Source organism: Paraburkholderia sp. RAU6.4a (assembly GCF_050435625.1).
Classification (GTDB): domain Bacteria; phylum Pseudomonadota; class Gammaproteobacteria; order Burkholderiales; family Burkholderiaceae; genus Paraburkholderia; species Paraburkholderia tuberum.
In genome coordinates, this window is the sequence record NZ_JBNDKQ010000002.1 from 4,059,792 (window position 1) to 4,080,169 (window position 20,378).

Consider the following 20,378-nt stretch of genomic DNA (forward strand, 5'->3'; position numbering starts at 1 on the left):
GCAAGCGTACTAACATTCGGTTACGCATGTTCGGCCGCGCCGGGCGAAACTGCGGCTACACTGGCGTCTGCCGTTTTCTCACGGATTGCCATGCAGTCATGCCCGTCGCAGCGTGAGTCCGAGGCTGCGCCGTCTGGCGGCGGCCAGCAGCCGGCGATTCTCAGCGCCCCCCATCTCTCCTCCGCTCACACCGCTTGCGACACTGCCAGCGGCGACGCCCGCCCGCGCGCGCGCACAGATGCCGTCGGTTGGTTTGCCGCGCTGCTGTGCGCCGCGCTGATTCTGTGCCTCGGCGCGCTGCCGCGCATGGCGCAAGCCGCGGGCCCCGCGGTCGGCGGCGGCACGCCGGTGATCCCGGCATTGCAGAGCCTGATCAACAGCGCGACGGTGAACGCGACGCCGGCGTCCGCGGCATCGGGGGCGTCGGCGCCCGAGGCGGCGTCGGCGCCGTCGCCCGCGAGCCAGGCGGAGCTGGCGCGCTCGCTCGACAGCGTGATCGCCACGCTCGACAACGACCGCCAGCGCAGCGCGCTCGTTGCCCAGCTGAAAAAGCTGCGCGACGTATCGCAAAGCGCCGCGCAAACCGTCGGGCCACCTGCGCCCGCGTCCGCGCAACCTAGCCCGGGCCTGCTCGGCGCGATCGCCTCGGGTATCGCGTCGTTCGAATCCGACGTGCATCAGGGCCGCACGCCGGTGCGCTACTGGAGCGGGCGCGTGACCGCGGCCGGCAACGAGCTGTACACGATCGTCTCGGGCCAGGGACACGAGGGTGTCGGCACGATCCTGTTGGCGATGCTGGGGATGCTGGCCGGCTGGGGCGCCTGTGCCGGCGCGCTGATCTATCTGCAGCAACGGCTGCACCGGCGCTTCGGTGTCGAGCTGGTGCTGCGGCCCAATCCCACCACGCGCGAGCTGCTGATCTTCGCGTTGCGCCGCGTCGGTCCGTGGATCATCGCGTTCATCGCGGCGCTGCTGTTCATGCGCGCGATGCCCGATTCGCTCGGCCGCACGCTGGGCATGGTGGTCGCGTATGCGATCGTCGCGGGCGCGGTGTTTTCCGCGATCTGTCTGATCATGTTTTCGCTGTTCGGCTCGGGCCACCGCCGCGTCGCGGTGCGTCTGCTGATCGATCACGCGCGCCGCGTGCTGTTCGTGATCGGCGTGTGCGGCGCGCTCGGCGACGCAGCCGTCAATTACGACGTCGAGCATCAGCTCGGCACCAACCTCGCCGCGCTGATTTCGACCGCGGCCAACATGACGGCCGCCGTGCTGACCGGCTATTTCGCGCTCGCGTTTCGCCGGCCGGTCGCGCATCTGATCCGCAACCGGCCGTACGAACAGCGCAACGACCACAAGGCCGCGACCGAAGCGTTCGAGGTGCTCGCCGCGCTGTGGCACGTGCCGGTGCTGGTGCTCGCGACCGCGTCGGTGGTCGCGACGCTCGGCGGCTCCGGCTCCAGCGAAAACGTGCTGCAGATCTCGATCGTCACCGCGCTGCTGCTGGTGCTGGCGTTCTTCCTGTCGGCGATCGTGCTGCGCATGACGCAGCCGCGCAGTGCCCGCGCGCGGCGCCGCTCGCCGTATCTGACGCGGCTGCTGCGCTTTTGCGGCACCTTGCTGACATTGTTCATCTGGCTGTTTTTCTTCGAATCCGCGGCGCGTCTGTGGGGCGTGTCGCTGGCCGCGGTGATCGAGAGGAACGTGGCGGCGCGCGGCGTCGCGCATGCGATGACGGCGATCGTCGCCACCGTGTTCATCGCGTGGCTGCTGTGGATTCTGGTCGACACCGCGATCACCGAGACGCTCAATCCGGGCAGCCCGCGCAACAAGGCGCGCAGCCCGAGCATGCGCGCCCGCACGATGTTGCCGCTGGTGCGCAACGTGTTGCTCGTCACGATCATGACGATCGGTGGGATCGTCACCGCCGCGAACCTCGGCATCAACGTGACGCCGCTGCTCGCGGGCGCGGGCGTGATCGGTCTGGCGATCGGTTTCGGCGCGCAGTCGCTGGTGACCGACCTGATCACCGGGCTCTTCATCATCATCGAGGACACGATCTCGGTCGGCGACTGGATCGACGTCGATGGCGGGCATGCGGGCACGGTCGAGCATCTGTCGATCCGCACCGTGCGGCTGCGCGACGGGCAGGGCGCGATCCACGCGATTCCGTTCTCGCAGATCAAGATCGTGAAGAACCTGTCGCGCGATTTCGCGTACGCGGTGTTCGAGGTGCGCATGTCGTTCTCGACCGATGTCGACGAGATCACGCAGCTGATTCGCGAAGTCGGCGCGGAGCTGATGGCCGACTTCCGCTACCGGCGCGAGATGCTCGGGCCGATCGAGGTGTGGGGCCTCGATCGCTTCGATCCGAACTGGATGGTCGTCAAAGGGCAGATCAAGACGCGGCCGCTGCAGCAATGGAGCGTCGCGCGCGCGTTCAATTTGCGGCTCAAGCGCAAGATGGACGAGGCCGGCATCGAGATTCCGGTCGCGCAGATGCGGCTGTACACATCGTCGAAAGATAGCGAGGGCGAGCCGCTGCGCGACGATGAGATGACCGGGTTCGTCGCGCCTGTGAATGCCGGTGCCGATGACAGCCGGCATGCGCATGGCGAGGCGCAGCAGCGGGCGCGGGACGGCGCGCGCGGCAAAACCCATCAAAGGGCGCATGAACCCACTCGCGAAAGAGACCGCGAAGGGCCGCACGAGTATCCGCGCGAAGCTGAGTATGAGGTGGGCGTCGTTGGCCCGTCGGCGCGCGCGTCGACACAGGTGCCGCTTGCGCCCGCCCGTGACGTGTCGCACGAACCGCGTCCGGCGCCGCCGACGACCGGACAGACCGCGCCGATTCCGCCGCAGATTCCGACGGCGGGTGATGTGGGTGGGAAGAATTGAGGCGGGGGTGTGTTTGGGGGCCGTGCAACCGTCAAACCATCTCCGCCGCGTCGGCCATGCGCACGATGTCGTTCACGTGCGAGCCGATCCGCGCGCCTTCGACGCCATAGATATGCAGCGACACCGCCGGCGCATCACTGCTGTTGCCAAGCCGATGAATCGCAGCACGGCCGCCGCGCACGAACGACACTGCGCCGTGTTTGCGCGTCTGAGCGCGCAGCGCGCTCGCGCATTGATGCGCGTCGTCCCATTCGAAGACCGTTTCGCTCAGCTTGCCCTCGACCACCGCGTAACCGCACCAGGTGTGATGCGCGTGCACGGGGCTCGCCTGGCCGGGCTGCCAGACCAGCGCGGCGATCGCATAGCGGCCTTGCGGATCGGCGATGAGCAGATGGCGCCGATAGGTGTCGGCGGAACCTTCGCGTTGCATCGGTGCGAGCAGCGCCGGGTCGGCGGCCGCCTCGGCGAGCGCGAGCCGCATGGTGCGCGCGAAGAACGTCGAATGCGACGGTTCCGGAAATTTCGCGCAGGCTCCGAACATCGCGTCGAGCGTGTCGCACAGGCGCTCGAGCGGTGTGCGCCCGATCTCGCCCAGCGTTTGTGTCGGTAACGCGGCCGCTTCAAGTCGGGCCGGGTCCGGCAGCGACTTCAGGTAGTCGGGAAGGTGCTCGAAAGCGGTGGCGCGAAGGTCGTCGCTCATGGTTTTATTGCAGCGCGGGCGCTGCAGTTCGGCAATTTTCGGTATCGATATTTATACCGGTTTGCCCGGAGAAAGAGTTTCCATATAATTCCCTCGACCGTCAGAAAAGTAGAATAATTTCCTATGAGGGGTGGTGGTATGAGTATGGATATCATCGATCGGAAGCTGCTCGAATTGCTGCAGGCAGACGCGACGATGCCGATCGCCGAACTCGCGCAGCGCGTGAACCTGTCACAGACGCCTTGCTGGAAGCGGCTGCAGCGCCTGAAGGAGGCGGGCGTGATTCGCGCGCAGGTGGCGCTGTGCGACGCGCGCAAGCTCGGGGTCGGAACCACGGTGTTCGTGGCGGTGCGGACGAATCAGCACACGGAGACATGGGCCGCCGCATTTACGCAGGCGGTGCGCGATATTCCCGAAGTGGTCGAGGTCTACCGGATGAGCGGCGAGACCGACTATCTGCTGCGCGTGGTGGTCTCCGATATCGACGACTACGACCGGATCTACAAACAGTTGATCACGGCCGTGCCGCTGTACGACGTGAGTTCGAGCTTTGCGATGGAGCAGATCAAGTATTCGACGGCGTTGCCAGTGCGGCCGGTTGTGACTGTCACAAATAACGGCTAACGCGCGACATGCGATGGGGCGGTGACGAACGAACGGAACACGGGTTCGCTACGATGGCGACGTGGTCGATGCATTTAAGGTCAGGAGCGCCGCTTGCTGCCTCGACAGTAAACGCGCCACAGCGCATCCATACTGCTCCCCCGGCTGCAAGCCGCGTGCAAGCCCACTGGGCGTAGAATGCCGCCTTCTCCGACCCATCCGCGACTGCTTCGCGAATCGAGCCCGCTTCATGACCAGACCGCCGCGCAAGAAGAATCCGACCTTTGGCATCTCCGTCTTTATCGTGGTGGCGATCCTGCTGGTGATTGCCACGCTGTTCTATAACGCGATCCGCGAAAAGCACGAGTTCGACAGCCAGCCCACGCAGGTGCCGCCAGTGGCTTCGCAGGCAGCCGCGGCGGCCACCGCGATGAAACCGGCGAGCGGCGCCGCGCAATAACGCCCGCGCGCTTCCTGCTTCACTCCTCCGGTAGCCGGATCATGCTCGCGTCTTTGCGAATCTGCGCGGACGCCGCGAGCATCTGCTTGCATTGATGCGCGAGCAGCTTCGTGTCATGCACGGCATCGGCCGTATAGTCCGGCGATTTCTCCGTTTCGACGACCATTGCATCGAGCTCGCGACTCATCAGTTTGATCTGCTCGCCCTGCTCGGCGGGCAACGCGGTGCCGGCTTCGGCGGCGCTCAGGTTGTCGCGCACGAGGCTCAAAGCGCGCTGCAGCGGCTGTAGCGAGATATCCTCGACCTGGTGCTGCTGTTGCGCGGAAGTGCGCAACAGTGGCGCGGCGGCCGTGATCTGCGACGCGAGCACATGGCTGCGCACCAGCAGACCGTTCAACTCCGGCACGAACTTCTGCGCGGACTTCGGTTCGAGCATCATCCGCTGGAACGCCTGACCGAGATTCGCGAACGCAACGTGAACGTTCTTGCGCGCGAGCCGATAACGGTAATCGCGGTCGAGCGCGGTCGCCGCGGCGGCAGCGGCGACCGATGCACCGCTTGCCGGGCGCGCGGTCGCGTTGCGGATCGTGGCGGTGTCATGGCTGGCCTCGCCCGCGTTCGCCTCGGCATTGGCGTCGGCGACCGGCTGTGCCACGCCGGCGCGCCCAGCGCCGCGCGCACCGACGCCACCCGCCACTTCGGCTCCGGCACCGGCACCGGCTCCGGCTCCGGCGCCGGAGCCGGCGACGGCGAGCGCCGGGCCGCCAAAGCCGATCGCCGGATCCGCCATCGCCGCCGCCGGCGCGCGCGCGCCCGCTTCGGTCACGGCCGCGACCACCGCCGCGGCCGGTTTACCGCTCCACCACCAGCTCGCTTCGAGATACTGCCGCGTCGCGCTGATCATGTTGTTGACGAGCTTGCCCATCAAGCGGTACTCCCAGTACGGGAACAGGTGGCTCGCCGCGATCGCGATCGCGCAGCCGACTACGGTGTCGATCGCGCGCTCGCCGATGATGCGCATGCTGCCCGGCGCGAGCAGATGGAACAGCAGCAGCACATACGATGAAGTGAACACGACGCTCGCCGTGTAGTTGAACAGCAGCAGGCTGTAGCTCATCACCATCGACGCGAACATCACGACCATCAGGATGTGCGGCTCCTTCACGAAGATGGTCAGCGCAATGCTCGCCGCGCAGCCGATCAGCGTGCCGATGATCCGCTGCCCGTTGCGCTGCTTGGTCAGCGAGTAGCCGGGCTTCAGAATGATCACGGTGGTCATCACGATCCAGTACGCGTTCGTGAGCGGCAGCAGGCGGCCGAGCCAGAAGCCCACGGCGACCGCGATCGTCACGCGCAACGCGTGTCGAAAGCTCGGCGAGGCCATCGTCAGATTCGACAGGATCTGCCCGAACGGCACGCGCCGGCTCGACACGAAACGGCTCAGCGCCTAATCGATGCGCAGTTCGGTTTCGGTCGGGCTCGGCTCGCTGGCAAGGCTTCGGCGCATCTTGTCGATCAGCCGCGTGGCGCTCCAGATGCGGCGGAAATTCGACGACACGGCCGAATACGCCTCCGGGTTCTGCGTCGGCAGCTCCTGCTTGCGCATCAGTTCGATTTCATACTCGATCGCGCGCAATTCCGCCTTCACGTTCACGCGCATGCGCGGCGCCTGGTTCTGCAGCACCGCGAGGCCGATCTCCTCGAGATCTTCGGCCGCCTTGCGGATCAGATCGCGATAGAACACCAGCAGATCGGAGCCGCCGAACGTGCTGCGCACGAGCGTGTAATCGGTTTGCGCGCCGACGAACAGCTCATGCAGATCGACGCTATTGATGAACAGGTTGTAGAGCATCGCGCGGCGTGGTTCGAGCTTGCCGCGCTTCAACCTGGGCAGATTGCGCAGCACCATGTCGCGCGCGGCGTCCTGGCGATCGACCGCGGCGATCTGCTTGTCGACGAGGTTGCGATAGCACTCGTCGAGATCGTTGTCGAGATCGTAGAAGGCGGCGCGCGCGAGCAGATAGTCCCGCGCACGCGAACACGCTTTCGGCGAGCGCCTGCTGCTCGATCCGATGCATCATCCAGCGGCTCACGAAGGTCGACCAGTACGTGTACCAGAGACCGCCGAGCAGGATCCACGACGCGTTGACGAGCGCCTGCAAGGGCGTGAAGTGCTCCTCCAGCGTCATGATCATCATGAACAGCGTCGCGAAGCTGATCTGCGGCCAGCGATTGCCGTACACGACGATTAGCGACAGCACGAACGTGAGCGGCACGACCGTGCACCACAGCGCGAGCGGATTGACGGTGGCGAGGCCGGTGGCGAGCGCGGACAGAAAGCCGATCACCGAGCAGGCCAGCATCTCGTTGTGCTTGTACTTGAGCGGGCCCGGCATGTCGACGACGCAGGCGCCGAGCGCGCCGGTCGCGATCGTGAAGCCGAGGTCACGATTGTGAAACACGATCAGGCACAGGATGGCCGGTAACGACACCCCGACCGCGATGCGCAGGCCGCCATAAAAGTACTGGCTATAAAGGAATTTTCTTATTTCGACCGAATAGCGCATCGACTACCTGAATCCATTCACCGAGAAAACCGCAGTTGGAAAGACAGCGCGAAACTGCCGTCGAGTCTAACTGATTTTGCGCGCGTTCTGACCTCGTCCATTCGGCCAGGTTATGCCCTGGGGATGGGTTTGTTATGCTGTCGCTTCAATGTCCGCCGTGGCTCGCGCGCATCGCTCGCGGGCCATCAGCGTGCCAAATGTGATCTGGAATCCATGCTTCAGCTCTTCTACTCGAACCGCTACGAAACGCTGGTGGGCGCGCTGCTCGGCGACCTCGCGCAAGCGCCGTCCGATCCGTGGACCGCGCGGCCCGTGATCGTGCCGAGCGCGGCCGTGCGCCGGCGGCTCGAGCTCGATATCGCCGCGCGCCAGGGCATCTGCGCGAACGTTAACTTTGGTTATCTCGCGCAATGGCTGTGGGCGCAGATCGGCGGCGTGATCGAGGTGCCGAAGCATTCGCCGTTCGCGCCGGACCGGCTCGTGTGGCGCTGCTACCGGCTGCTCGACGACTCAGACGAAGCGCTGCCGTGGAACGCGTCGCCGCGTCTGCGCGCCTATCTCGATGCGGCCGACGCGTCGATGCGCTACGAACTCGCGCGGCGCGTCGCGACCGTGCTCGATCACTATCTGACCTATCGTCCCGAATGGCTGCTGCAATGGCACAAGGGCGGCTCGATCTTCGCGAGCGGCGCGGCTGACGACACCGGTCCGCGTCTGACCGGCGCGAGCGACGCGGCGCGCGAGGACGAGCGCTGGCAGGCGGCGCTGTGGCGCGCGGTGCTCGCCGAGCTCGCGCAAGCCGGCGGTCATGCGCAAACATCCGCGGCCGCGCTGCCGCCCGCGTATCGGTTCCTCGATGAAATCGCGGCGCTCGATCTCGAGGCGATCTCGAACGCGCAATGGCCCGAGGCGGTCAGCGTGTTCGCGCTGCCGACCATGCCGCCGCTGCATATCGCGTTGCTGCGTGCGCTGTCGCGCTGGATCGACGTGCGTCTGTACGTGATGAACCCGTGCCGCGAGTTCTGGTTCGACGTGGTCAGCGAAGGGCGCGTGCAGGCACTCGACGCGGCGGGGCAGCTCGACTATCAGGAAGTCGGTCATCCGCTGCTCGCCGAATGGGGCCGCCAGACTCAGGCGCAGCTGCATATGCTGCACGAGCTGACCGAAAGCGCCGCATCGGCCGAGACCGGCGACTTCACCGAAAACCCGGAGCCGAGCTGGCTCGCCGCCGTGCAGAACGGCATCCTCGCTTTGCGCAATGAGGCCGATGCCGACGAGTTGCCTATCGAGCGCGGTATCGAGGTGCACGTCTGTCATAGCCTGTCCCGGCAGCTCGAAGTGCTGCACGATCGCCTGCTCGGCTGGTTCGACGAATTCGACGATCTGCAGCCGTCCGACGTGCTGGTCGCGGTGTCAGATCTCGCGGCAGCCGGTCCGCTGATCGATGCGGTGTTCGGCACCACGCCCGCCGGCGACACGCGCCGCATTCCGTACCGCATTACCGGCCTGCCGCCGTCGCAGGCCAATCCGGTCGCGCGTCTGTTGCTCGACTGGCTCGCGCTGCCCGAGCGCAGCGTCGGCGCGCCGGATCTGATCGAATGGCTGCGCGTCGACGCGGTCGCGGTGCGCTACGGCATCGATGCGAATTCGCTCGAAGCCGCGCAGGAATGGCTCGCGGCCGCCGGCGCGCGGCGCGGGCTCGCGCCGCTCGAACCGTTGGGTGAACACGTGCCGGTCGCGCGTCATACGTTCGCCGATGCGCTGACGCGCCTGTACCTCGGCTACGCGATGCCGGCAGGCGGCGAGCCGGTCGATGCGTGGCTGCCGGTCGAAGGCGCGGGCGGTTCGGATGCTGAACTGCTCGGCCGTCTGTCGCGTTTCGTCGACGACATCGACAGCTTCGCGGCGAGCTGCGCGATCGAGCGCACGCCGTCCGACTGGTCGCAACTGCTGCTCGAAACGCTCGGGCAGTGCTTCGACGGCGGCGTCGAGTTCGCCGATTCGCTCGCGGCCGTGCGCGACGCGCTCGATGCGATGAGCGCCGCGATGCAGGCCGGCGCGCATGATGTGTTGCTGCCGGCCTCGGTGGTGCGCACCGCGCTCACCGAAGCGCTCGATGACCCCGCACGGGGCGGCGTGCCGTGGGGCAGCGTGACGTTTTCTTCGCTGACGAGCTTGCGCGGTTTGCCGTTCCGCGTGGTCTGCCTGCTCGGCATGGACGACGGCGTGCTGCCGTCGCTCGCGCGTGCCGACGAGTTCGATCTGATGGCCGCGTTCGGCAAGGCCGGCGACCGTCAGCGCCGCGACGACGAGCGCAATCTGTTCCTCGATCTGCTGCTCGCCGCGCGCGAGCGGCTCTTCATCGCCTACACGGGCCGCAGCATTCGCGATAACGCGCCGCTGCCGCCGGCCGCGCTCGTCGATGAACTGCTCGATCATCTCGCGCAGGTGTCGGCGGGCGAGGACGCGAGTCCGGCCGAGGTCGACAGCGCGCGGCGCGAGTTCATCGTCGAGCATCCGTTGCAGGCGTTCGCGTCGGACTACTTCGCGGCGAAGCCCGACCTGTTCACCTACGACGCCAATCGCGCCGAGCTGGCCACGCTGCTTGCCGAACCGCGGCATGCCGCCGCCACGCCGTTCTTCGATCAACCGCTGCCGCCGGAAGACATGCACGAGGTGGAGTTCGACGACTTCGTGCGCTTCTGGCGTCATCCGGCGCGCGCACTGCTGCGCGACCGGCTCGGTATCGCGTTGTCGGATGCGCAGGGCGAGTTGCTCGACACCGAGCCGTTCGATCTCGACTATGCGGGCCGCGACGCACTCGCCGAGCGCCTGCTGCCGGTCCTGCTAGACGCCGGCACCGACGACGAGGTGATCTATAGCCGCGTGCAGCGCGTCGCCGAGGCGAGCCCCGAGTTGCCCGGCGGCGCGACCGGCGCGGTCTGGCGCGCGCGCGAGCTGTCCGCGCTGCGGCAGTTGGCGCAAAGCGTGCGGCGCGAAGTGGCCGAGGGCGTCGAGCGCTTGCCGTTCGTGCTCGACGTCTCGCCGCGTTGGCCGCAAGGCGGCGCTGGCACCGACAGCGCCGTCTCCCTGTTTGGCGACTACGACGCGCTGTTGCTCGAGTCCGCCGAAACGCCGCTGCATTTGCGCGGCACGTTGAACCTGCTGACCGGAACGGGACAAGTGATCTTTCGTTATGCCAAAGCCAGCGCGCGCGACTATCTGTCCGCGTGGCTCGCGCATCTGGTCTATTGCGCGGCGCAGCCGGACGGGCCGCGCCGCACCGTATGGCACGGCAGCGGCGAGAGCTTCGAGCTCGCGCCCGTCGCGGCTCCGCTCGACGAACTCGCGCCGTTGGCTGCGCTCTTCAATGCCGGCCGCCGGCTGCCGCTGCGCTTCTTCCCGAAAAGCGCATGGGCGCGGCTCAGCGAAAGCGAATCGGCGGCGCAAGGCGTATGGGTCAACGACCGCGTGCGCGGCGAATCCGACGACCCCGCGTTGCGCATCGCGCTGCGCGGCACACCGCTCACGCTCGACGAACCGTTCGGCAGCCTCGCCGCGATCGTCTTCAAGCCACTGATCCAGCATTTGCGGAGCGCCTCATGAGCGACGCGCTGCGCCATCAAAGCCTCGCCGCCGACGAACTCGACGTGTTCGCATGTCCGCTCGACGGCGTGAACCAGATCGAAGCGTCGGCGGGCACCGGCAAGACGTGGAACATCTGCGCGCTGTACGTGCGGCTGCTGCTCGAAAAGAACCTGAACGCGGATCAGATTCTCGTCGTCACGTTCACGAAGGCCGCGACCGCGGAGCTGCACGAGCGCATACGCGGCCGTCTCGCGGAACTGCATCGCGCGATCGAGATGGACGACGACGGCGACGATCCGTTCATCCGCCGGCTGTTCGAAACGACGCTCGCGCCGGAGCGCGGTATCGAGCGCGAGGCCGCGTTGAAGGTCGTGCGCCGCGCGCTGCGCACGTTCGATCAGGCCGCGATCCACACGATCCACGCGTTCTGTCAGCGCGCCTTGCAGGAAGCGCCGTTCGCGGCCGCGATGCCATTCGCGTTCGAGATGGAAGCCGACGACGCGGCGCTGCGTTTCGAACTCGCCGCCGATTTCTGGCGCGAGCAGGTCGAGCCGGTCGCACATGCGCATCCGGCGTTCGCCGCGTGGCTGGTGGCCAAGCGCGCCGGTCCCGCGTCGCTCGACGAGCAGCTGGCACGGCGCCTGAAAAAGCCGCTCGCGCAATTGCGCTGGGGCAGCGTCGACGCGGCCGGCGCAAGCGCCGATCCGCAGGCCGGCTTCGATGTCGCGTGCGCGATCTGGCGGGCCGAACGCGACGCGATCGTCGCGCTACTGGCCGAGGCACAGGAGCGCCTGAGCAAGACCACGCACAAGCCCGATCACGTGAGCGCCGCGATCGCCGCGTGGACCGACTACTTCGCGCAGGGCGACTGCCATGCGCCGCCGCCGCGCGCCGCGCTGAAGCTGACGGCGTCGGCGTTGAAGAAGGCAACCAAGGTCAAGTTCGAGCCGCCCGCACATCCGTTCTTCGAGCATGCCGACGCGCTGGCCGCGGCCGTGGTCGCCGCCGAGGCCGCGCAGCGCGCGCGCTGGCTCGCGCTGGTGCAGACATGGCTCGACTACGCGCCGGCCGAGTTGGTGGCGCGCAAGCGCACGCGCCGCGTTGTATCGTTCGACGATCTGCTCGCGAATCTGCATCGCGCACTGGCCGCGCATGCCTGGCTCGCCGATGCATTGCGTAGCCGCTATCCGGCCGCGCTGATCGACGAGTTCCAGGACACCGATCCGCTGCAATTCGCGATCTTCAGCCGCATCTTCGCGCCGGCGGGACCGCTGTTCCTCGTCGGCGATCCGAAGCAGGCGATCTACAGTTTTCGCGCGGCGGATCTGCATACGTATCTCGCGGCGCGCGAGTCGGCGTCCGCGTGCTACACGCTCGCGGTCAACCAGCGTTCGACCGCACCGATCGTCGAGGCGTGCAACCGGATCTTCGAAGCGAACCGCCAGGCGTTCGTGCTCGACGGGCTCGACTATCAGCCAGTGCGTGCGGGCGAGCGGCGCCGCGCGCCGTTTACCGATCCCGACGCGAGCGGCGGCGATTTCCGCATCTGGACGTTGCCGCGCGGCGCAACGCCGCTGGACAAACGCAGCGCGCAGCGCGCCGCGAGCGAAGCGTGCGCGGCCGAGATCGTGCGGCTTTTGCGAGGGGCGCGCGAAGGTGTCGTGACGATCGGCGACAAGCCGCTCGCACCGGGCGATATCGCCGTGCTCGTGCAGACGCACAAGCAGGGCAGCCTCGTCAAACGCGTGCTCGCGGCATGGGGCGTCGGCAGCGTGGAGCTTGCGCAGGCGTCGGTGTTCGCGACGCTCGACGCCGAGCAGATCGAGCGCGTGCTGGCCGCCATCGACACGCCCGGCGATCTGCGTCGCCTGCGCGCCGCGCTCGCCACCGACTGGCTCGGGCTCGATGCCGCCGCGCTGTGGCGTCTCACGCAGGTCGCCGATGCGCCCGCGGCCGAGGCCGTTGACGAACCCGCGCCAGCGCTCGACGCCGCCGACGCGATGGGCTGGGTCGAGCGTTTTTCGCGCTACCGGATGCTGTGGCACGAACGCGGCTTCGCGGTGATGTGGCGCACGCTGGTGCGCGAGCTGCGCGTCGCGCAGCGGCTCGTCGCGGGTGTCGACGGTGAGCGTCGGTTGACCAACGTGAACCATCTCGCCGAGCTCGTACAGGCGCGCGCGGCCACCCAGCCCGGCATCGCGCCTACCTTGCGCTGGCTCGCCGCGCAGCGCGAGCAGGGCGGCGGTGACGAGGCGCAACTGCGGCTCGAGTCGGATCGCAATCTCGTGCAGATCGTCACGGTCCATAAATCGAAGGGACTCGAATACGCGGTCGTGTTCTGTCCGTTTCTGAACGATGGCGGCTTGCGCGAGCCGCCCTCGTCGGGCTTGCCCGACGCGCGCGAGTATCACGACGACAGCGGCGAGGCGGTGCTGCACTACGGTTGCGACGAAGAGGAAGCCGAGCGCGCCTCGCGTTACGCGGTGCGCGAGCAGGCGGCGGAACGCGCGCGGCTCGTCTATGTGGCGCTCACGCGCGCGGTGTATCGCTGCTACCTGGTCGCGGGCACGTATCTGTCGTCGCGCTCGACGAAGGAGTCGCGGCGCAGCGTGCTGAACTGGCTCGTCGGCGGCAGCGGCCACACGTTCGACGCCTGGCTCGCCGAGCCGCCCGACGAAGCCGCGCTCGCGGCGAGCTGGCAGGCGCTCGCGGGCGGACCGGTCACGTTGCGGGCGCTGCCCGAAGTGACGCGCCGCGTGCCGCTCGAAAGTCTGCGGGATCAGGGCGCGCATCTGCGCGCGCGCGCGAATCGGCGGCCGTTGCGCGATCAGTGGCGCATGGCAAGTTTCAGCGGGCTGATCGCGGCCGGCGGCAGGAGCGCGGATGCGCACGCGCACGCGCCGCAGGAAGACGTGCGGCCCGACCACGATGAAATCGCCGATGCGCTACCCGCCGCGCCGCTGCTCACGCCGCTCGCCGCGGCGAGCGCCCCGGCGCATGCCGACGACGACATCCTCGCGTTCCCGCGCGGCGCGGCGGCCGGCGATTGCCTGCATCGGATGTTCGAACTCGCCGATTTTACCGAGGCGCGCACCTGGCCCGACGCGATCCGCGGCGCGCTGCGCGAGCGTCCGGCGCCTGCCGCGCCCGAGCTCGCCGCGCGCTTGCCCGCGATGATGCATCGGCTGATCGCCGATGTCGTCTCGACCGAACTGGTGCCGGGCATGACGCTCGCGCGGCTCGATCCGCGTCGGCGCCTGAACGAACTCGAGTTTCTGTTCGCGGCCCCGTCGCTGGATTTTCGGGCGCTGCGCGAGCTGCTGATCGAATACGGCTATCCCGACGTCGCGCTCGAGCCCGGCGTTCTGCGCGGGTTCGTCAAAGGATTTATCGACATGATCGTCGAGCAAGACGGCCGCTTCTGGATCGTCGACTGGAAGTCGAACCATCTCGGCGACACCGCCGCCGACTACGCGGCCGCGCCGCTCGAAGCGGCGATGGCGAGTCACGCGTACCACCTGCAGGCGCTGCTTTATACGGTCGCGTTGCATCGCTATCTGAAGACGCGCGTGCGCGACTATGCATATGACACGCATATCGGCGGCTACCTGTATCTGTTCGTGCGCGGCGTGCGGCCCGACTGGCGCGATGTCGACGGCGCCGCCGGTGTGCACAGGCGGCGTGCGCCGTTCGAACTGGTGGCGCTGCTCGACGCGGCGATGATCGGAGGTGGCGCATGAGCACGCCCGGCACGCTTGATGAGCGCGCGGCCGCGCCGCTCGGGCTCGAAGACATCGGCGTCAACCTGCCCGCACCGGCCGATTTCAGCATCGCGCTCGCCGAAGGGTTCGCGCGCCGTATCGGCATGCTCGCGCGGCGCGGTGGCGCATCGACCGAGGTGGTGAAGTGGGCCGCGCGCGGCGCGTTCGCCGCGAGCCGCGCGACCGCCGAAGGGCACGTGTGCGTGCCGCTCGCGACGCTCGCGCGCCGCTTCGACGCGTCGCGCGCCGAAGTGCGCGCGGCGCTGCTCGCGAGCGGCATGGCAAGCGATGGCGCAGCGGACGCGACGGGCGCGGCGGCGTTGCGCCCGCTCGTGATCGACGCGCAGGGGCGTCTCTATCTCGCGCGCTACTACGACTACGAGCGGCGCCTGGCCCACGCCCTGGTCGCGCATGCGACGGGCGAGGCGAGCACCGCGAAGGCCGACGCCGACACCGCCCCCGCCGCTTTGCGCGAACGCCTGCTGCGCTACTTCGGTCCGCCGCGAGACGACGACGTCGACTGGCAACGCGTCGCGGCCGTGATGGCGCTGTCGGGGCGGCTGACGATCGTCAGCGGCGGCCCGGGAACCGGCAAGACCACGACCGTGGTCGGCGTGCTTGCGTGTCTGCTCGATGCGCGGGCCGATTTGCGCATCGCGCTGGCGGCGCCGACCGGCAAGGCGGCGCAACGGATGCAGGAAGCGTTGCTCGCGCGCGCGGGCGACCTGCCGCCCGAACTCGCCGCGCGTTTGCCGCAGACGTCGTACACGCTGCATCGCTTGCTGGGGTCGGGGCCGGGCGGGCGCTTCCGGCATCATCGCGATAATCCGTTGCCGTATGACGTGGTCGTGATCGACGAGGCGTCGATGATCGACGTGGCGATGGCCACGCATCTGCTCGACGCGATCGGGCCGCAAACGCGGCTCGTGATGCTCGGTGACAAGGACCAGCTCGCCGCGGTCGAAGCCGGCGCGGTGTTCGCCGAACTCAGCGCGCGGCCGGCGTTGAGCGCGCGCGGATTGCAATGGGTCGCGCAGGCGCTCGACATCGACGAGGCGCGGCTCGCGCGGGCTTTGCCGCGCGCGTTGCGTGAAGTCGATGAAGCACCTTTGGACGATTTATTTGCGCCGCCCGAGACGCCGCAAACCTTCGAGCCACCCGCGTCGGGCGATCCGTTCGGTGACGGCGTGACATCAGCGACTGGCGAGCAGGCCGATCGCGATAAGCGATCGCCGATCGAACGCAACCCGCTCGCGGACTGCGTCGTCTGGCTCGAGCGCAACTACCGGTTCGGCCTCGAGTCGCCGATCGGCCGTTTGTCCGTCGCGATTCGCAACGGCTCACCGAGCGCGGCGCTCGACGTATTGCAGATCGACCCGACCGAGGTCTGCGCCGCGGCGCTGCACGAGGACGCTCACACGACGCTGGCCGAGCGCACCACCGCAAGACTTGCCGGTGGCTTCGCGCCGTACGCCGACGCGCTTGCCAGGGCGCTCGCCGTCGATACGTCCGATCCAGTGCCGCTCTTCGACGCGCTCAACCGCTTCCGCATCCTCTGTGCGACGCGGCTCGGACCTCGCGGCGTCGATCAGGTCAACGCGGCGATGGCGGCTGAGGTGCGCCGCGCCGCGGGCGTCACGCTCGCGGTCGGCGCGCAGTGGTTTGCCGGACGTCCGGTGATGGTGACGCGCAACGATTACGCGCTGGGTCTGTTCAATGGCGACATCGGCATTGCGCTGCCGGGCGCGGGTGGCGCGCTGCGCGTGTACTTCCGCACCGGCGACGGCGGTGTGCGCGCGGTGTCGCCGGCCGCGCTGCCGCCGCACGACACCGCGTTCGCGCTGACGGTCCACAAGTCGCAAGGTTCGGAGTTCGAGCAGGCGGTGCTGGTGCTGCCGTCGGCGTTCAGCCGGGTGTTGTCGCGTGAGCTCGTGTATACGGCGATTACTCGCGCGCGCGAACGTGTCGAGGTGATCGGCGCGCGGGCCGTGCTCGCGCAGGCGATCGCGACGCCGACGCAGCGTGATTCGGGGCTGGCCGCGCGGATTGCCGAAGCATCGCGTTGATTGCGCGGCAGCAGGCAGAAAAAGCGAAGTGGCGGACTTGTGGTGCGAGCGGCGCTCAACCGGCAACCCCGCTCGCCCGCTCGATGGCCTCGACGCGGCTGCGCATCGTCCTGCGATACCACAGTGTCCACAGCGCGAGTCCCGCGTAGATGCCGTAGCCGATAAACGGCGACACGACGAGGAAGCGTTCGATCGGCCACGTCAGCGCCATCCATGCGCGTAGCGCGGTTTCGGCGGTCAGCCCGATGCCCCACACGAGCGTCATGGTTCGCATCGCGGTGGCGAGACCGGGGCGCTCGCGCCATAGCGCCTCGAAATGCGCGGCGCCGCCTTCCATTTCGCGCGCGACCGTCGCGCGCGCGAGGTAGAAGATCAGAGGACGACGCATCGGCAGTGACAGCAGGAACACGACGCCGACCGCGCCGGACACCAGCGACTCGCGCAACAGCAGCATGCGCGGACTGCCCCCGAGCGCCATGGCCGCGACCGACAGCACGATGCCCGCCACCACCATCACGCTGAGCGCATCGACGCGCCTGAAGCGCGCGAGTTCGATCGCGCTCCACACGAGCGGCGGCACGGCGGACGCGATTAGCGCGCCGGTCTCGCCGACCCGCGGCAACGCGAGCCGGTAAGCAAGCCACGGCAGCAGAAAGTTGACGGCCAGTTCGAGCACGAAACCGGGACGGATTTTCATATGAATTTACGCCGTAAGCGAAAGAACCAGTATCGATGAACCGGTCGGGCCGACGCAAATGGTTTTTTTCGTAGCGTTCGCGAGCCGGTGCCGCCGGGCGCCGCACCGGGCGCTCCGCCGCCTTCCCGCGAGTTCGGGCATCTCGCGTCGAGCGCTTGTACACTGACGCATCTTCCTTGCCGACCACCCATGACATCCCGCTATCCGGTCCCGCCCAACGAAATCGAATTGACCGCCGTGCGCGCGCAGGGGGCGGGTGGCCAGAACGTCAACAAGGTGTCGAGCGCGATCCATCTGCGTTTCGACGTGCGTGCCTCGTCGCTGCCGGAAGTGCTGAAGATGCGTCTGCTCGCGCTGTCCGACCACCGGCTCACGCGCGACGGCGTCGTGATCATCAAGGCGCAGGAGCATCGGACCCAGGAGATGAACCGCGCGGCGGCGCTCGCGCGGCTCGATGAACTGATCGAAAGCGTCAGCGTGACCCGCAAGCATCGGGTCGCGACGCGGCCGACCCGCGCGTCGAACCTGCGGCGGCTCGACAGCAAGGCCAAACGCGGCGAGGTCAAGACGGGGCGCGGCCGCGTGCACGAGTAGCGGCGTGGCTCGCTAACGTCTCGCGCCGCGTGTGCCGGTGCGCACATCCGGCGGCGACGCCTCCGGCACGAAGTCGACGCACAGCACGTGCGTGCCGTCGCGCTCGAACGCGATCGCCGCGGTGTAGCAGTCCTGACCATCGGCGAGCGAATAATGCGGCCCCATCATCGCGACGCGGCCCGGCGCCGCGAGCGCGTGCCGGAAATACGCGCGACGCGACCAGTTGCTGCGCGTCTCCGTATAGAGCGGCGCGAGCCGCTTCGGAGGCGGCGGGACCGACGCCGCCGTCACCGAAGGCTGGGTCTGCTCGCCCAGGCCGTCGGTGAGGAACACGCGGCGCGCTTCGGGCAGATGCCAGACCTTTTGCGCGGCCTGTTCGAGGTCACCGGTCGCCTTGTAGGTGTCGGCGGCGGCCAGCACCGCTTCCGCGAAGCCCTCGAACCCGAGCCGCTGGTGGCCGGCGTGCGCACGCTCGTATTCGGCGAACTTGCTCCAGATCGACGCGACGAGCGCAGGCACCTTCGTGCAGGCGGCCAGCACGCTGCTCTCTGGCTGACCGAACCAGAACCCCTGCACGAAATCGACGTCGGCCTGCATCAGGATCATCAGCTCTTCATCGGTTTCGACGCCTTCGGCGAGCACGAGCGTGCCCGACTGATGCAGCATGGCGATCAGATGGCTGATCATCGATTCGTCGCCCTCGCGCTTGCCCGCGCGCGCGACGAGCGAGCGGTCGAGTTTGACGATGTCGGGGCGGAAGCGCCACACGCGATCGAAGTTCGAGAAGCCGGTGCCGAAGTCGTCGATCGCGATCAGAAAATCGCGCGGCTGCGAGGCGGCGAGCATGCTGGCGACGGCGGATTCATCGTCGGCGGGCTGCTCGAGCACTTCGATCACGATGCGCTCCTGCGGCAGCCCGAAATGCGCGGACAACTCGTCGATGAAAGCGCGCTGCGGCCAGCCGGTTTCGAACACCTGCGGGCGCGTGTTCAGAAACAGCCACCCGGTGCTGATGCCTTGCTCCATGAAGTTCGCCACATGCAGGCAGCGCGCGATGCGATCGAGTTCGCGCGCTTCGGCGGCCGAGCGCGTGCCGGAGAACAATACTTCGGGCGAGACGGGCAGACCGACCGGATCGAACGCGCGCAACAGCCCCTCGTAGCCGACCACGCACTGATGCGTGACCGACAGCACCGGCTGGAACACGCTGTGCAATGTCAACGCGCGCCAGGTCGCGGTCCAGCCCGACTCGCCGCGGACCAGGTGCGGGAGCAGGCCGCTCACGGTCAATTCGCTGACGGATGGCATAGAAGCGGGCATGAAAGCTGACATGGGATCGTTGCGGCAAGGGAATGAAGGGGCACGCAAACCCATTCGGCGCGTAGCGCTCGCACACCCGAAGCGCCGCCGGAACGAAACGAATGCGTCCCGCGAACACGAAGGGCGGTGCCAGCCACGCTGGACTCCGGCGAATTGGTCAAAATGAGTCTAGCAGTTTGCAGCGCGCGACAATGTGCGGGTTATCACAAACGCATGGGCGTGAAAATTGTCTGCAAAACGGCTGCCTACGGCCGTGCGGCAATCCGTTGCGGTAATGCGCCGGAGCGTCCCGCGCGCTTGCCACGCGCGAAACCGATTCCCAATCGCAATGAGTTACCGTACCACGCCGAGGGTAGCAGGGCGCCCGGTGGTCGCCCGCCAAACTCCAGGCCGACGGTGCTCACATGCTAGTGCCGCTGTAGGCGCTGATGCGGCCATTCGGGCGGCGGGCTTGGCACTGCTCTGCCGGGCGGATTCTGGCGCGACGTGCAGGAGCCGCGCCGGTTCGTGTTCATCGAGCGGTGGGAAAGCCAGGATGCGCTCGCGGCGCATGCGAAATCCGCGCATATCCAGGCTTATAAGAAGGCGGCCGCGGATTGGATCGAGCACGCGGAGATTCGCGTGGTGTCGAAGATCGCCTGAATTCGGGCGCGGGCGTCAGCGGCGCGCGGACACGCTGGACAGGTGGGGCGGCCCTGAGGCCGCCGGCGCGCCGTCAGCGATCAGTGGGTTGCTTGCGGGACATCGAGAATCAGGATGATGGTCCAGTCGGCGTCGCCGTCATGGTGATACTGGCGCTCCGCGACAATGAACGGCTCCTGCTTGCCAGCCGGGCCGAGAAACAGCACGTCGCCTTCCATCGGCAGGCATTCGACGGGCGGCAGCGCGAGGTACGCTTCCTGACCGCCACGCGGCATCAGTTTTTCGATCTTGCGAGATGCTGCTTCGGTCCATTCGATATCAAGCTGGATGTTGCTCATGCTGTCCTCCGCACCAGGGTGCGCACGGGTTAGGGGATGCCGGCGGCTCGCCGGTCGGTGCGCGACTTTAGCATACAGAGAGCAGAGCGCCGGCGGCTTGCCAGGCCGGTGCACGCTCGGAGTGCCTTGCCAGCAGCGAGCGGGTCG

11 protein-coding genes and 2 pseudogenes are annotated in these 20,378 nt (G+C 67.9%); 8 read left to right on the top strand and 5 right to left on the bottom strand.

Features of this window, described 5'->3' with window-relative positions; genetic code table 11:
• Positions 1-90: 90 nt before the first annotated feature.
• On the top strand, positions 91-2,895 hold the full coding sequence (locus OKW40_RS23550) for a mechanosensitive ion channel family protein (protein WP_429491756.1): 2,805 nt from the start codon (positions 91-93) through the stop codon (positions 2,893-2,895).
• A gap of 31 nt (positions 2,896-2,926) precedes the next feature.
• Here OKW40_RS23550 and OKW40_RS23555 read toward each other — a convergent pair whose 3' ends face one another.
• On the bottom strand, positions 2,927-3,595 hold the full coding sequence (locus OKW40_RS23555) for a cysteine dioxygenase (RefSeq protein ID WP_429491758.1): 669 nt from the start codon (positions 3,593-3,595) through the stop codon (positions 2,927-2,929).
• A 138-nt stretch (positions 3,596-3,733) separates the two neighbouring features.
• On the opposite strand from OKW40_RS23555, the gene OKW40_RS23560 reads away from it, so the two are divergent.
• A complete protein-coding gene (locus OKW40_RS23560) occupies positions 3,734-4,219 on the top strand; it encodes an Lrp/AsnC family transcriptional regulator (protein ID WP_184044147.1) in 486 nt (161 codons plus the stop codon).
• 229 nt (positions 4,220-4,448) lie between these two features.
• Positions 4,449-4,658, top strand: a complete 210-nt coding sequence (locus tag OKW40_RS23565) for a hypothetical protein (protein ID WP_090804099.1) — start codon at positions 4,449-4,451, stop codon at positions 4,656-4,658.
• Between the two features lie 19 nt (positions 4,659-4,677).
• On the opposite strand, the pseudogene OKW40_RS23570 reads toward OKW40_RS23565, so the two are convergent.
• A pseudogene (locus OKW40_RS23570) lies at positions 4,678-7,225 on the bottom strand (FUSC family protein).
• 213 nt (positions 7,226-7,438) lie between these two features.
• On the opposite strand from OKW40_RS23570, the gene recC reads away from it, so the two are divergent.
• The 3 genes from recC to OKW40_RS23585 are packed head-to-tail and all read left to right on the top strand — an operon-like array spanning position 7,439 to position 16,640.
• Positions 7,439-10,831 carry an exodeoxyribonuclease V subunit gamma gene (gene recC / locus OKW40_RS23575; RefSeq protein ID WP_429491760.1) on the top strand — a complete coding sequence of 1,131 codons (3,393 nt, stop codon included), beginning with the start codon at positions 7,439-7,441 and terminating at the stop codon, positions 10,829-10,831.
• Positions 10,828-14,553 (top strand): exodeoxyribonuclease V subunit beta, encoded by a 3,726-nt coding sequence (gene recB / locus OKW40_RS23580; RefSeq protein ID WP_429491762.1) that lies wholly within the window; start codon positions 10,828-10,830, stop codon positions 14,551-14,553. The genes recC and recB overlap by 4 nt, the downstream gene beginning before the upstream one ends.
• Complete coding sequence (locus OKW40_RS23585) at positions 14,550-16,640, top strand: AAA family ATPase (protein ID WP_429491764.1); 2,091 nt, start codon at positions 14,550-14,552, stop codon at positions 16,638-16,640. Before recB ends, OKW40_RS23585 begins: the two co-directional genes overlap by 4 nt.
• A 55-nt stretch (positions 16,641-16,695) precedes the next feature.
• Here the strand turns inward: OKW40_RS23585 and OKW40_RS23590 are convergent, their stop codons facing one another.
• Complete coding sequence (locus OKW40_RS23590; RefSeq protein WP_090804107.1) at positions 16,696-17,337, bottom strand: VC0807 family protein; 642 nt, start codon at positions 17,335-17,337, stop codon at positions 16,696-16,698.
• Positions 17,338-17,526: 189 nt separating this feature from the next.
• Here OKW40_RS23590 and arfB point away from each other — a divergent pair, with 189 nt between their 5' ends.
• Positions 17,527-17,931 (top strand): alternative ribosome rescue aminoacyl-tRNA hydrolase ArfB, encoded by a 405-nt coding sequence (gene arfB / locus OKW40_RS23595; RefSeq protein ID WP_429491766.1) that lies wholly within the window; start codon positions 17,527-17,529, stop codon positions 17,929-17,931.
• Between the two features lie 12 nt (positions 17,932-17,943).
• Here arfB and OKW40_RS23600 read toward each other — a convergent pair whose 3' ends face one another.
• Positions 17,944-19,239 (bottom strand): sensor domain-containing phosphodiesterase, encoded by a 1,296-nt coding sequence (locus tag OKW40_RS23600; RefSeq protein WP_429357181.1) that lies wholly within the window; start codon positions 19,237-19,239, stop codon positions 17,944-17,946.
• 492 nt (positions 19,240-19,731) lie between these two features.
• On the opposite strand from OKW40_RS23600, the pseudogene OKW40_RS23605 reads away from it, so the two are divergent.
• Positions 19,732-19,893, top strand: a pseudogene (locus OKW40_RS23605) (putative quinol monooxygenase); the annotation flags it as partial.
• A gap of 80 nt (positions 19,894-19,973) precedes the next feature.
• Here the strand turns inward: OKW40_RS23605 and OKW40_RS23610 are convergent.
• On the bottom strand, positions 19,974-20,231 hold the full coding sequence (locus OKW40_RS23610) for a DNA-binding protein (RefSeq protein ID WP_090804111.1): 258 nt from the start codon (positions 20,229-20,231) through the stop codon (positions 19,974-19,976).
• Positions 20,232-20,378 lie beyond the last annotated feature (147 nt).

Coding starts and splice junctions, on each gene's coding strand:
- OKW40_RS23550 (WP_429491756.1), top strand. CDS start 91: ATGCAGTCATGCCCGTCGCAGCGTGAGTCCGAGGCTGCGCCGTCTGGC.
- OKW40_RS23555 (WP_429491758.1), bottom strand. CDS start 3,595: ATGAGCGACGACCTTCGCGCCACCGCTTTCGAGCACCTTCCCGACTAC.
- OKW40_RS23560 (WP_184044147.1), top strand. CDS start 3,734: ATGAGTATGGATATCATCGATCGGAAGCTGCTCGAATTGCTGCAGGCA.
- OKW40_RS23565 (WP_090804099.1), top strand. CDS start 4,449: ATGACCAGACCGCCGCGCAAGAAGAATCCGACCTTTGGCATCTCCGTC.
- recC (WP_429491760.1), top strand. CDS start 7,439: ATGCTTCAGCTCTTCTACTCGAACCGCTACGAAACGCTGGTGGGCGCG.
- recB (WP_429491762.1), top strand. CDS start 10,828: ATGAGCGACGCGCTGCGCCATCAAAGCCTCGCCGCCGACGAACTCGAC.
- OKW40_RS23585 (WP_429491764.1), top strand. CDS start 14,550: ATGAGCACGCCCGGCACGCTTGATGAGCGCGCGGCCGCGCCGCTCGGG.
- OKW40_RS23590 (WP_090804107.1), bottom strand. CDS start 17,337: ATGAAAATCCGTCCCGGTTTCGTGCTCGAACTGGCCGTCAACTTTCTG.
- arfB (WP_429491766.1), top strand. CDS start 17,527: ATGACATCCCGCTATCCGGTCCCGCCCAACGAAATCGAATTGACCGCC.
- OKW40_RS23600 (WP_429357181.1), bottom strand. CDS start 19,239: ATGCCATCCGTCAGCGAATTGACCGTGAGCGGCCTGCTCCCGCACCTG.
- OKW40_RS23610 (WP_090804111.1), bottom strand. CDS start 20,231: ATGAGCAACATCCAGCTTGATATCGAATGGACCGAAGCAGCATCTCGC.